The following is a 12,112-nucleotide window of genomic DNA, read 5'->3' as shown; positions in this document are numbered from 1 at the left end:
GGGGTCCCGCCCGACTGGTCAGCCGCGGGCCAGGGCGAACCCGAATGAGCGGGCCCCGCGCCGCCTGACGACGGTTCCCAGCGAGAGAGACACCGCCCCGAGTGCGAACAGGGCGAGGATGGCGGCGGGCGCGGTCGCACCCGCGCCATCGCCGGCGACGACGGCCTGCATGCCGCGTACGGCCCAGGTCAGCGGCAGGAACGGGCTGACCAGCTGGAACGGTTTGGCCACCAGCTCGATCGGATAGAGGCCACCGACCGAGGTGATCTGGAGCGCGAGCAGCACGAGGGAGATGACGATCCCGACCCGGCCGAACGCTGTGGCGAGGAAGTGGTGCACGGCGACGAAAACGAAGGCGAGGAAGACCGCGAACGCGAGGGTCGACGGCAGCAGCTGCCAGGACACGCCAAGCGAGTTGTGCAGCAGCGCCACGACCACTACCGCCTGGGCCGCCGCGATCAGGAAGGCCCGGCCCAGGCCGCGCCCGACCAGGCGGCCGGTCGTGGCCGTGGAGGCGAGCGCCGTTGCGGAAAGCGGCCTCAGCACGAGAAAGATTGCCAGGGCGCCGATCCAGAGGCCGACCGGCACGAAGAGCATGCCGATGATCGGCCCGATCGAGTCGACCGGGTTGTTGCGGGTGCTCACGATTCCGACCGGTTCGGACACGACGTCGGCGGTCTGCTTGGGGTCGATCTCGCCCAGCTTTTTGGCCCCCGCCGCGCCGTCCCTCAGCCCGGCGGCAAGATCGCCGGCACCGGATTCGAGCTCGTGGGCGCCGGATGCCGCGGCCGCGGTTCCGCCCGATAGTCCGGAGACTCCGTCGGAAAGCCCGGTGACCCCTGACGCCAGATCGCCGGCGCCCGTGCGCAACCCGGCCGACCCGGCGGCGAGGCGGGACGCACCCGCCGCGCTCTGGGCGATCCCACCCTGAACGCCCTCGACGGCGGCGGCTGTCTGGTCGCTGAGCGCGCTCCCCTGCCCGGCCAGACCATCGAGAACTGCCTGGTACTCGGCCAGGGACTGGGCGTACGGAGCGTTTGCCGGGTTGGCCAGCAGCGCGCCGGTCAGGGACTCGAAGCCCGCGGCGGCGCTGCCCACTCCCCCGGTGTACTGCGCCCAGCCGTCACTGAGCATGCCGAGTCCGGCTGTCCCCGTGTCAAGCGCGGCCAGTCCCGAGCTGAGTGCGTCCACCCCTCCGGTGTACCCAGCAACCCCGGAGGCGAGCGATGCGGCGCCGGAGGCCGCGGAGGCCGCGCCGGAGGCCGCGGAGGCCGTCCCGTCGGCCAGGCTGTCCAGGCCAGTGGCGACGCCGGTCACACCGGAGGAAACCTCGGCGGCACCGTCTGCGGCCTGGCTGAGGGAATCACTCAACCCGGACAGGTTCGTGTAGAGGGCACTGAGATACTGCGCGGTGATTTCACTCCCGAAGACGCCGGTCATCGCGGTGCCCACCGATTGCGCGACCGAACCGGCCAGATAGGAGTGAGCGTCGTCGGTGCGGATTCCGAGGTCGGCGCGCGTGGGCGTCGAGCCGCCCAGGGAGGTGACCGACGCGGAGAAATCGTCCGGAATGGTGAGTACGGCGTAGGCGCGGCCCTCGGCGAGCGCGCTGGCGGCATCCGCAGAATTGGAGATCGCCCAGGCGAAACCGGTGGAGGAGGAGCCCGGCGTCGCGGGTTTCGTCAGCTCGGTGACGAGTTGCCGGCCGGCGAGCACCGGCTGTTCGGAGCCGTCCGGCAGGGTGGTGGTGACGAAGGTGTCATTGTTGACGACCAGTGCCGGCAGGGTGTCCGTGCGCTGGTCGGCGCTCGCGAGGGCGCCGGCGAACAGGCCTGCGACGGCCAGGGGAACGACGATCAACCCGGCCAGCAGCGCCCCGAAGGTCCACCGTCGTTGCCCCGGCGTGCGGCTGAACAGCCGCTCAAGCCTTGTGTTCATCGCTGGAGGGCCTTTCGGTCGAGGGTGATGGCCTGTACTCCACGTGCGCCGTAGTCGCCCGGGGAGCCGGGTTCGCCGGCGGTTGAACCGAGCACGAGCGTGGTCGCGGCGGGGGCCAGGGCCGCCAGTATGGTGGGGAGGTCCCGGCCGTCCGGGTCAGCGGGGAGACCGCCACCGAGATCGGCGAAGACGATGCGGGGGCGTTCGGCGAGCGCCGCGGCGACCAGCACCGCGGCTCGGGCAACGGCGGACAGCGAGGACATGGGCGTGCCGGCCGCGACCACCTCTGCGCGGGGCCCCAGGGTGAGGGCCGTGTTCAGCCGCTCCAGCCAGACCCCGAGTTCGGCGCGGCGGCGGGCCGCGCGGTGCCACGAATGAGCGAGGTCCAGACGTTCGGCCAGCACCTCGCCTGCGGTGAGACCGTTGTCGCTCCACTCGCCGACATCGGCGAGCGCGACCAGGCGCATCGCCCGGCTCCGCTCACTCGGGAGCGGGGCGCCACAGACCTGGAGTCGGCCGGAAACCGGGTCGAGACGCCCGGCGAGGGTCGCCGCGAGCACGCGGCGGTGGGTCGCGGTGCCGGCGACGAACACAACCGAGCCGGCGGAGACCGAGAGATCGAGCGGCCCGAGCGGGCTCCCCGGCAGGCCGAACACGGCCCCCTCCGCGGTGATCGCGGCATCCTGATCACCGGCCCAGGCGCTGTCGTCCAGGTGACGACGGAGGCCCACGCCCTCGATATCGACGTTGGGTAGGAGCCGGTCGAGTGGGCGTGGCAACCACCACGCCCATCTGCCGGCCAGGGCCATCGCCGCCGGGACCAGGGTCATCCGCACGAGGAAGGCGTCGAGGAACACCCCGATGGCCAGGGCGAAGGCGATTCCCTTGATCGCCCCCGTTCCCTCCGGCACGAAAGCGAAGAAAACGAAGAACATGATCAGCGCCGCCGCCGTGACAACGCGCGCCGCGTGGGAGAAGCCGTGCACGATGGCGTCGTGCGGCCGGCCCGTGGCCACGAATTCCTCACGCATCCCGGAGACGAGGAAGACCTCGTAGTCCATGGCGAGTCCGAAGAGCACCGCCATCAGGAGGATCGGCAGGAAGCTCAGGATCGGCCCCGGGTTGGCGACGCCGATCAGGTCGGCGAACCACCCCCATTGGAAGATCGCCACGGTGGCGCCGATCGACGCGAAGACGGAGAGCAGGAAGCCCAGCGCAGCCTTGATTGGCACGAAGATCGAGCGGAAGACCATGGTGAGCAGGATGATCGACAGCCCGACCACGATCAGCGCGAACGGGATGAGGGCATTGCTGAGCCGGTTGGAGATGTCGATCGAGACCGCCGTGGCACCGGTCACCGCGATGGGGGTGCCCAGCGATGCGTCGATCTCAGGGGCGATGGCCCTGATCGACTGCACGAGGTCCTTGGTCTCCTGTGCATTGGGAGCGCTGCCCGGCATCACCTGGATGATGGCCGTGTCGACCGTCGGATTCGGTGTTCCCTTGCTCACGAAGGCGACATCGGGCAGGGCGCGCAGCCGTGCGCCGATGGTGTCGAGGTCGGCGAAAATCTCCGTGGTCTGGGTGATGTCGACGACCACGATCAGCGGCCCGTTGTAGCCGGGCCCGAAGCCGTCCTCGATCAGGTTGAAGGCCTTGTACTGGGTCGAGGCGGCCGGTTCCGAGGCCCCGTCGGGCAGGTTGAGGTCCAGGCTAAGCGCGGGAATCGCCAGCGTTCCGAGGATCCCCACGACCACGATCACCACGAGGGCAGGAGCCTTGAGCACGATGCCCACCCAGAGCCGCCCCAGGGTGGGACGCCCGGTGTCCGGCATCATGGCGCGTCGGTGGGCACGACCGCCCGGTTTCGGGGCGAGTCTCCCCCCGGCCAGACCGAGGATGGCGGGCAGGAGGGTGATCGCCACACCGATCGAGACGAAGACCGCGAACGCCGCGGCAACTCCCATCACGCTGAGGAACGGGATCCCGACGACAAGGAGCCCGAGCAGGGCGATGATCACGGTCAGGCCGGCGAACACGACGGCGCTGCCGGCCGTGGCGACGGCGGTGGCGGCGGAATCGTGAGGGTCGGTGCCGCGGGCCAACTGGGTGCGGTGCCTGGACAGGATGAACAGGGAGTAGTCGATGCCCACGGCGAGGCCGAGCATGAGCGCGAGCATGGGCGCGGTGCTCGAGACCGGGACGAACGCGGAGATTGCGGTGATGCCGCCGATTGCGACGCCGACTCCGATCAGGGCCATCAGCAGCGGCATTCCGGCTGAGACGAGCGAACCGAAGGTGACCAGCAAGACGACCCCGGCGAAGAGCAGCCCGAAGACCTCGGTGATCGTGATACCGAACGAGTTGTCCTGGAACACCTGCCCGCCGAAGGCAACCTGCAGCCCGGCATCCTCGCCGATCGCGGCCGTCTCGGTGAGACCGTCGAGAGTGGCCTGCGTCACCTCGGTCGACGGCCCGCTGAGCTGGGCCTGGCTGAACGCGGTCGATTCGTCCTGGGAGATCGCGCCGGAGGCATATTCCGAGAACGGAGTGATGACCGTGTTCACACCGGGCACGTCGCCGATAGCGGTGGCCATCTCCTCGATGGCGGCGCGGTAGGCGGGCGCGGTGACGGATGCCCCGTCGGGCGCCCGGTAGACGACCTGCACCTGGGCGCCTGCCGCGGCGGGGAACACCTCGGCGAGCTTGTCGATGGTGTCCTGCGATTCGGTCCCGGGGATCGCGTAGGACTCCTGGGTCTGGCCGCCCAGGGCGAAGCCTCCACCGAGGATCCCGGCGAGGAGCAGTACCCAGATACCGAGCACGAGCCAGGCGCGGCGGTAGGCGAAGTGCCCGATGCGGTAGAGCATGGTGGCCATGGGGCTACTCCCGAGACTGAATCGTGTGGACGGCCACGGGGGCGAGCAGTTCGGTGATCACCACGGAGAGGGCCTCGCGGATCTCGTCGGCGGGGGCGATGTCCTTGCTGAGAAACGTCATCCCCGCGACGAGGGTGTACGCGGCGCCACCGAGCGCGATGCCGAAACGGATGCGGTCCTCCGTGCTGGCTTGCTCATGACAGAGGGTGTCGGAGAGGCGCACGATCAGGGCTCCCGCCCGGTCGATCACCGGGATTCCCCTGAGCGACTGCGCCTGGTTGATGAAGGTGTGCAGCTCGAGCCGAAACTCAAGCAGAAAGTCGATGAAGTCGTCGACGAACCGCCGTCTGGACTCGCTCTCGCCGGGAGAAGCGACGAACCGGTCGAGGATGAGTTCGAGCCGGTCGATCGCCGGAGTGAGGACCTCCCCGAGGAGGGCCTCCTTCGACGCGAAATGGTAGAGCACGCTCGACTTGGAATATCCGGCCGCGTCGGCGATCTGTTGCAGGGAGGTGCCGGCGAACCCGATCGACGCGAACTGGGCCAGGGCGGTGGCCCGCAGTTCCTGGCCGGCGTTCGGTCGAGCTGCAGGATGGGGCGATACGGAATCGATAGGCACTCGCCCACGCTAGTTGACCGATCGGTCAGGATCTGCACGATCGGTCAGACTCCGAGACAACACGCAGGAACCGCGACACCGCCAGGCCGGGTAGCGTAGGACGGAGGAGGCCTTCAATGCGAAAATTCATCTTCAGTACCGCCATCATCGGCGTCGTTGCCGGTGGCTGGAATATTCTGCAGGCCACCAGGCAGGGGCCGCGCGACTGGCGACTGGTCCTGATGTGGCTCGGCTGGGCTCTCAGCGCGGCGGTTGCCATCGGAACGGTCGTAAAAGACGCCGACGAACGGCAAATCGAGAGCTGACTTACGCATTCACCCGGCGTGTCAGCCGGAACGGCGCCCACCCGACCGGCAGACTGGTATCAACACCAGCATGCCAATTGAGAGGGGCTCCCGATGTTTGGTCGCCGACGTCGCGTCGCACCGGTCATTGCCGCACCTACGCCCGTGCCTGAGCTCAGCGATGAGCAGGTTTTCGCTCTCCTGCACGGCCAGTTGTCTGAACTGGTGGGCGCGCAGGGCAAATGGACTCTCGTGCCCCGCAGCGAGAACGACACCGACGTGATCTTCCACGGCCTCAAGGCCCACCAGATCGCCGCCTCGCTGACCGAAGTGCTGCGCTCGGAAACCGCACTGCTGCGCGGAGAGGTCGTCGCAGAGCCCACCGCGCTGCCGTGGACTCCCGCTCCCATCTCGGTGTGGGCCGAACCCGAACGGGCGGCATCGAATGCCCCCGTGCACCTCCCCAGTTTCTCGGCCGCGGAGCGCGCTCGCCTCGTCGCCTGACCCGCTCAGCGCACCGACTCAGCCGAGCTTTTTCCATTCGGCCGGCCCATCCGACCCGGCCGGGTAGGGCTCCAGTGGCACCTTGCCCGCACGCCAGGCCTCAAGCACCGGTGCGACGATCCTCCAGCATTCCACCGCCGCGTCCGCGCGAACCGACAGCGCAGGGTCTGAATCGAGCACACCTTCGAGCACCTCACCGTAGGCCAGCAACTGGCCCGGTCCGAATGAGGCCCCGAGTCGCACCTGATCGAGAGTGCGCGGGTCTCCCGGCCCGTTCAGGTTGAGGTCGATGGCCATCTCATCCGGGCCGAGGAAGATTCGCAGGACGGTCGGCCCCGGCAGCCCGGTCAGCCCGGTCGGCAGGTGCGGTACGGCCTTGAAGGTGATGGCGATCTCTCGTCGTCTGGAACTCAGTGCCTTCCCCGAGCGGAGGGTGAATGGCACTCCCGCCCAACGCCAGTTGTTGATTTCGAAGGTCACCTCGGCAAGGGTCTCGGTGTGGTTGACCGCCCGGACCCCGTCTTCGTCGAGGTAGGCCGGCACCTGCTTGCCGTCGACCGAACCCGCGGTATAGCGGCCTCGCCGGGTCGACCGGGTTGGGCTGCCGCCGCGCAACCGGGTGGCCCTGAGCACGATGCCCTTCGCATCGCGGAGGTCGGCGGCTCCCAGCGACGCCGGGGGCTCCATGGCCAGCACGGCGAGAACCTGCAGGAGATGGCTCTGGATCATGTCGACCATGGCCCCGGCCTTGTCGTAGTAGCCGGCGCGGCCCTCCAACCCGAGCTGCTCGTCGTAGACGACGTCGACCCGCTCGATGTGGATGTTGCTCCAGAGCGGTTCGAAGATGCGGTTGGCGAATCGCAGCCCCACGAGGTTGAGCACCGTGGAACGCCCCAGGAAGTGGTCGACCCGGTGGATCTGATTCTCCGGAACGAGCCGGGCCAGACGCGCGTTCAGGGCGATGGCGCTCTGCTCGTCGACGCCGAACGGTTTCTCCAGGGCGAGTTGGGTTCCATCGGGAAGGGCGACGTCGGCGAGTGCGTCGCAGACGCCGGCGGCGACGGCGGGCGGCAGGGCGAAATAGATCGCGGGCACGCCGGGGCACAGGGCGATCAGACGTTCCAGCTCGTCCGGGTCGGCCAGGTCGCTGGTGTGGTACTCCGTGGTGGCCAGGATGTCGTCGACCGCAGCACCGGTTGCCTCGGAAAGCGCGAATGACTTCTTGAGCCTGGCCAGCCACTCGGCCGCGGTGAACTCCTCGCGACCGGCGCCGATCAGGCGAACCCGCCGATCGGGGTGTCGGGTGAGGAGCTGGCCGAGGGCTGGCAGGAGCAGCCGGGAGGCGAGGTCGCCGCCGGCTCCGAGGATCAGGAGCGTGGAGATTGGCTTCTTCATCAGCCCAACGTAGCTGGCAGGATGACTTCATGGCACTCAATATCGAGGATTACGCCCTGCTCAGTGACTCTCAGTCAGCAGCTCTCGTCGGCCGGGACGGGAGCATCGATTGGCTCTGTCTCCCCCGGTACGACTCGGCGTCGATGTTCGGGGCGCTGCTCGGAGACGAGGAACACGGGCGCTGGCTCCTGGCCCCGGCCGATCCCACGGCCACCTGCACCCGCTCGTACGAGGCGGACACCTTCATCCTCAGCACGGTCTGGACGACCGCCACCGGTTCGGTCGAGGTGGTCGATTTCATGCCACACTCCGAGGATCGGGCGGACGTGCTGCGCCGGGTGCACGGGGTCAGTGGATCGGTCGAGATGACCGAGGATCTGCGCATCCGTTTCGGTTACGCGACGACCATGCCGTGGGTGCGCCAGGTGCAGACCGCCGACGACCACGGGCTGGTCGCGGCGGCCGGCCCCGACGCGATCATCGTGCGTGGACCGGAGTTGCACGCCGCCGACCATCGGCACGTGGCCACGTTTTCGGTGGCGGCAGGCCAGGACGTCGATCTTCAGTTGAGTTGGTATCCGTCGCACCGGGAGCCACCCGTCGCCCTGAACTTCTCCGTAACCCGTGAGATCACGTGCACGTGGTGGCGCGACTGGGCGAGGAACTGCACGCACGAAGGGCCGTACCACGAGGAGGTCGTACGGTCCATGCTCGTGCTTCGCGCGTTGACCCACGAAACCACCGGGGGCATCGTCGCCGCGGCCACGACCTCCCTGCCGGAGCAGCGCGGCGGTCATCGCAACTGGGATTACCGCTACGTGTGGCTCCGGGACGCTGCCCTGACCCTGACGGTGCTGCTTGCGCACGGGTACGAATCTGAGGCCAAGCACTGGCGGGCCTGGCTGCTGCGGGCCGTGGCGGGCGACCCGAACGACGTGCAGATCCTGTACGGGCTTGCCGGGGAACGGTATCTCCCCGAAAGAGAGCTCAGCAGCCTGCCCGGTTACCAGGGTTCCGGACCGGTTCGGGTGGGAAACGGCGCCGTCGACCAGTTCCAGTCCGACGTGATCGGCGAGGTAATGGTCGCCCTGCACGACGCCCGCGAAGCCGGCGTCACCGAGAACGAGTTCTCCTGGCCGCTCCAGCTGGCCCTGGCCGGCTTCCTCGAGGAGAACTGGTCGCGGCCCGACCAGGGAATCTGGGAGGTGCGCGGGCCGGCCCGCGAATTCACCCATTCCCGGGTCATGGTCTGGGCCGCGTTCGACCGGCTGGTGCGCGGCGCGACCGAGTTCGGGCTGCACGGCCCGATGGAACGCTGGAAACGACTCCGAGACGTGGTGCGCCGCGAAATCGAGGACCGCGGCTTCAACCGGGCCCGAAACTGCTACACCCAGTATTTCGGCGGTGACGAGGTGGACGCCTCCCTTCTCGTTCTGCCCCAGGTCGGCTTCTGCGACGCCAACGACCCGCGGATGCTCGGTACAGTCGCCGCGATCGAGGCCGACCTGCTGCAGCGCGGCCTGGTGCTGCGTTACCGCACCGACGCGGCCGTCGACGGTCTGACCGCCGGCGAGCATCCGTTCCTGGCCTGCTCATTCTGGCTGGTCGAGCAGTATGCGAGTTCCGGTCGCGACGCGGACGCGGTCGCCCTCATGGACCGGCTGGTCGGCTTCGCCAATGACGTGGGGCTTCTGTCGGAGGAATATGACGTCGAGGCCGGTCTGCAGGCCGGCAATACCCCGCAGGCGCTCAGCCACCTCGCCCTGGTGCGGGCGGCCGACGCGATCGCCCGTTCCACGGGCATCGCGGGGGCGGCGGCCACGCACGATGCGCCGACCAGAGTTTCGCCCGATTCTTTGTAGGTCTTCTCCAGCGGCGGAGGTGCCGCGAATTCTAGATTGTAGAACATGACAGCCCGAACCCTCACCGTGCGCGATCTCGCTCAGATCGCCATCTTCGCCGCACTGATCGCCGCACTCGGGCTCCCCGGCGCCCTCACGATCGGCGCCGTCGCCGTGCCGATCACCTTCCAGACGCTGGGCGTGATGCTCGCGGGAGCAATCCTCGGGGCCCGCAAAGGCTTCTTCGCCGTACTCCTCTTGCTCCTGCTCACTGCGGCCGGCCTCCCGCTCCTCTCCGGCGGCCGGGGTGGCCTCGTCTGGTTCACCACGTCACCGTCAGCCGGCTACCTCTACGGATGGTTAGCGGGGGTCGCGGTGATCGGCTACCTCACCGCGGTGCTGCTCCCGAAATACCCGTTCTGGCCGGCGCTGGGTGCAACAATCCTCGGCGGCGTCTTCGCAATCTACCTGTTCGGCGTTCCCGTCACCGCCCTGAACCTGGGCCTGCCGCTCTGGGCCGCGCTTGCGGACAGCGTCAAGTTCCTGCCCGGTGACGTGGCCAAGGCCGTCGTGACCGTGCTGGTCGCCCGCCAGGTGCACCGGGCGTATCCCGGGCTGATCCCCGGCGCCGTGCGGCCCAAGCCGGCCTTGGCGGCAGGGCACACTGGTCGATGACCCGGATCACGTTCGAGGGGGTGTCCCATTCCTACGGGGAGCGCAGCGTGCTGCGGGACATCCGGCTCGACCTCACCGAACACCGGATCGGGGTGGTCGGGGCCAACGGCTCCGGAAAGTCCACCCTGGTCCGGATGATCAACGGGCTGATCACCCCCACCGCCGGTACGGTCAGCGTCGACGGCCTCGACGTGGCCCGGAACACCAGGGAGGTGCGCCGGAAGGTCGGGTTCATCTTCACCAATCCGGACAACCAGATCGTCATGCCGACCGTGCAGGAGGACGTGGCCTTCACGCTGCGCCGTCGGGGGCTGACCCGGGAACAGGTCACCGAACGCACCAACGATGCCCTCGACCGATTCGGGCTCCGCGCCCATGCCGATCATCCGGCCCACCGGCTCTCCGGTGGCCAGAAGCAGCTGCTGGCGCTCGCCTCCGTTCTCGTCGCGGAACCCTCCATCGTCGTGGCCGATGAACCGACCACGCTCCTCGACGCACGGAACGCCCGGCGGATCAGCGAACTCCTGCGGGAGCTGAGCCAACAGGTCATCGTCGTGACACACCAACTCGAATTGCTCGCCGGCTTTGACCGGGTTGTGGTGATCGAGGAGGGTGAGGTGGCCTTCGACGGCACCCCGGACACGGCCATCGATGCCTATCGGGAGCTGCTCGCGTGATCGGCCTCTACCACCCGGGAAAGTCGGTCGTGCACCGCACGCCGACCCTGCTCAAGCTGCTGCTGCTCTCCATCGCAGTGACCGTGGTGGGGCTGCTCGGCGAACCGTGGCAACTCCTCACCGCCCTCGCCGCGGTGGTCATTGTCTACGTGATTGCCGGCATTCCACCCCGGCCGGCCTGGCAGCAGATCGGGCCAATCCTCTGGATCCTGGTCATCGCCGTGCCGTTTCAGGCGTTGTTCGCCGGCTGGACGGTCGCGGGCATGATGGCGGGGCGCCTGGTCGTCGCGGTCGCCCTGGCTGCGCTGTTCACCCTCACGACCACGGTCACGGCCGTACTGGAAGCATTCCAGGCGCTGCTGCGCCCGTTCCGTCGCTGGGTCGACGCGGATCGGGTCGGCCTTCTGGTCGCGCTCACCCTGCGCTGCATCCCCCTCGTTGCGGAGATCGTCACCGAGGTGCGTGAGGCCCGGAAGGCCAGAGGAACCCAGGGTTCCCTGCTGGCGCTGGCGGTTCCCGTTGTCGTGCGGTCGCTGTACGCGGCGGATGCGATCGGTGAGGCTTTGGTGGCCCGCGGGCTCGACGACTGAGCGCATCCGCTCTAGATTGGGAGCCCGCGCCAGCCGAAGTCAGGAGCCCAGCATGTCCTCCCCCGCGACCGTTGACGAGTACCTCGATGCCCTCCCCGACTACCTGGCCAACATTGGCAAGACCTTGCGGGAACAACTTGACGCGGCGCTACCGCGTTCGGACGGACAGATGTGGCACGGCCACCCCGTCTGGCTCTCCGCCAAGACCCCTGTGGCCGGGTTCAAGGCCTATCCGGCCTATGTCACCCTGCTTCTCTGGCGAGGCCAGGAGATCGTGGATCCCTCCGGCCGCCTGGAAGCGGCCGGGTCGGGCACGATGAGTTCGGTGAAGCTCCACAGCGACTCGGACCTCGATCTTCCCTTGCAGGCAGACTGGCTCCGACAGGTGCGCGAACTCGGTGCAGCCTAGACACCGCCCGGCGCTCAGAACGGTGCGTCGTCGTAGTTGGCTGCCGGCTGCGGCGGCGCTGTCGGTGGTGGTCCGGTGGGGAGCACGGTGGCGGGTTCGGTGGTGAAGTCGCGCCCGGTGGGTGAGGTCCAGGTGAGGATGCCGCCGGGTTGTTGGGCGACGGTCCAGCGGGTCTGGGTTTTCAGGGCGTGGCTGGCCGTGCAGAGGTGGGCGAGGTTGTCGGCTGCGGTCATGCCCAGCAGCGCCCAGTCATGGGTGTGGTCGAGTTCCGCGTTGCGTGCGGACCGGTTGCAGCCCACGA

Annotated in this window: 11 protein-coding genes and 1 pseudogene; 7 read left to right on the top strand and 5 right to left on the bottom strand. The window is 68.6% G+C overall.

The features are described from left to right. Positions 1–18: 18 nt before the first annotated feature. From QMG61_RS00060 to QMG61_RS00050, 3 genes are read right to left on the bottom strand one after another with little or no spacing between them, the layout of a single operon-like run. Positions 19–1,938: a YhgE/Pip family protein gene (locus QMG61_RS00060; protein WP_283492291.1), complete on the bottom strand. Its 1,920-nt coding sequence runs from the start codon at positions 1,936–1,938 to the stop codon at positions 19–21. Then, positions 1,935–4,817, bottom strand: coding sequence for an MMPL family transporter (locus tag QMG61_RS00055; RefSeq protein ID WP_283492290.1), 2,883 nt, complete (start codon positions 4,815–4,817; stop codon positions 1,935–1,937). Before QMG61_RS00055 ends, QMG61_RS00060 begins: the two co-directional genes overlap by 4 nt. A gap of 4 nt (positions 4,818–4,821) precedes the next feature. Continuing rightward, positions 4,822–5,436: a TetR/AcrR family transcriptional regulator gene (locus tag QMG61_RS00050; RefSeq protein WP_283492289.1), complete on the bottom strand. Its 615-nt coding sequence runs from the start codon at positions 5,434–5,436 to the stop codon at positions 4,822–4,824. Positions 5,437–5,552: 116 nt separating this feature from the next. Here QMG61_RS00050 and QMG61_RS00045 point away from each other — a divergent pair, with 116 nt between their 5' ends. Together QMG61_RS00045 and QMG61_RS00040 are read left to right on the top strand one after the other, a co-directional pair. After that, positions 5,553–5,741, top strand: coding sequence for a hypothetical protein (locus QMG61_RS00045; protein ID WP_283492288.1), 189 nt, complete (start codon positions 5,553–5,555; stop codon positions 5,739–5,741). Positions 5,742–5,885: 144 nt separating this feature from the next. Next, entirely contained in the window at positions 5,886–6,224 is a 339-nt protein-coding gene (locus QMG61_RS00040; protein WP_283492287.1) for a hypothetical protein, read from the top strand. An 18-nt stretch (positions 6,225–6,242) separates the two neighbouring features. On the opposite strand, the gene QMG61_RS00035 is transcribed toward QMG61_RS00040, so the two are convergent. After that, entirely contained in the window at positions 6,243–7,619 is a 1,377-nt protein-coding gene (locus tag QMG61_RS00035) for a glucose-6-phosphate dehydrogenase (RefSeq protein WP_283492286.1), read from the bottom strand. A gap of 29 nt (positions 7,620–7,648) precedes the next feature. On the opposite strand from QMG61_RS00035, the gene QMG61_RS00030 reads away from it, so the two are divergent. From QMG61_RS00030 to QMG61_RS00010, 5 genes are read left to right on the top strand one after another with little or no spacing between them, the layout of a single operon-like run. After that, on the top strand, positions 7,649–9,481 hold the full coding sequence (locus QMG61_RS00030) for a glycoside hydrolase family 15 protein (RefSeq protein WP_283492285.1): 1,833 nt from the start codon (positions 7,649–7,651) through the stop codon (positions 9,479–9,481). A gap of 45 nt (positions 9,482–9,526) precedes the next feature. Beyond that, positions 9,527–10,135, top strand: coding sequence for a biotin transporter BioY (locus QMG61_RS00025; protein ID WP_283492284.1), 609 nt, complete (start codon positions 9,527–9,529; stop codon positions 10,133–10,135). Then, positions 10,132–10,812, top strand: a complete 681-nt coding sequence (locus QMG61_RS00020) for an energy-coupling factor ABC transporter ATP-binding protein (RefSeq protein ID WP_283492283.1) — start codon at positions 10,132–10,134, stop codon at positions 10,810–10,812. The genes QMG61_RS00025 and QMG61_RS00020 overlap by 4 nt, the downstream gene beginning before the upstream one ends. Beyond that, on the top strand, positions 10,809–11,402 hold the full coding sequence (locus QMG61_RS00015; protein ID WP_283492282.1) for an energy-coupling factor transporter transmembrane component T family protein: 594 nt from the start codon (positions 10,809–10,811) through the stop codon (positions 11,400–11,402). The genes QMG61_RS00020 and QMG61_RS00015 overlap by 4 nt, the downstream gene beginning before the upstream one ends. 52 nt (positions 11,403–11,454) lie before the next feature. After that, the gene (locus QMG61_RS00010) at positions 11,455–11,811 is read left to right on the top strand and encodes a DUF1801 domain-containing protein (protein WP_283492281.1); all 357 of its coding nucleotides are present in this window, start codon (positions 11,455–11,457) and stop codon (positions 11,809–11,811) included. Positions 11,812–11,825: 14 nt separating this feature from the next. On the opposite strand, the pseudogene QMG61_RS00005 reads toward QMG61_RS00010, so the two are convergent. Further along, positions 11,826–12,112: pseudogene (locus QMG61_RS00005) on the bottom strand (HNH endonuclease); the annotation flags it as partial.

The organism is Cryobacterium sp. PH31-AA6, from assembly GCF_030063195.1.
GTDB lineage: Bacteria > Actinomycetota > Actinomycetes > Actinomycetales > Microbacteriaceae > Cryobacterium.
This window is presented reverse-complemented; position numbering and strand designations above follow the sequence as displayed.

What these genes read in the sequence shown, in the direction of transcription:
- QMG61_RS00055 (WP_283492290.1), bottom strand. Translation starts at nt 4,817, where the DNA reads ATGGCCACCATGCTCTACCGCATCGGGCACTTCGCCTACCGCCGCGCC.
- QMG61_RS00020 (WP_283492283.1), top strand. Translation starts at nt 10,132, where the DNA reads ATGACCCGGATCACGTTCGAGGGGGTGTCCCATTCCTACGGGGAGCGC.
- QMG61_RS00030 (WP_283492285.1), top strand. Translation starts at nt 7,649, where the DNA reads ATGGCACTCAATATCGAGGATTACGCCCTGCTCAGTGACTCTCAGTCA.
- QMG61_RS00060 (WP_283492291.1), bottom strand. Translation starts at nt 1,938, where the DNA reads ATGAACACAAGGCTTGAGCGGCTGTTCAGCCGCACGCCGGGGCAACGA.
- QMG61_RS00010 (WP_283492281.1), top strand. Translation starts at nt 11,455, where the DNA reads ATGTCCTCCCCCGCGACCGTTGACGAGTACCTCGATGCCCTCCCCGAC.
- QMG61_RS00045 (WP_283492288.1), top strand. Translation starts at nt 5,553, where the DNA reads ATGCGAAAATTCATCTTCAGTACCGCCATCATCGGCGTCGTTGCCGGT.
- QMG61_RS00025 (WP_283492284.1), top strand. Translation starts at nt 9,527, where the DNA reads ATGACAGCCCGAACCCTCACCGTGCGCGATCTCGCTCAGATCGCCATC.
- QMG61_RS00035 (WP_283492286.1), bottom strand. Translation starts at nt 7,619, where the DNA reads ATGAAGAAGCCAATCTCCACGCTCCTGATCCTCGGAGCCGGCGGCGAC.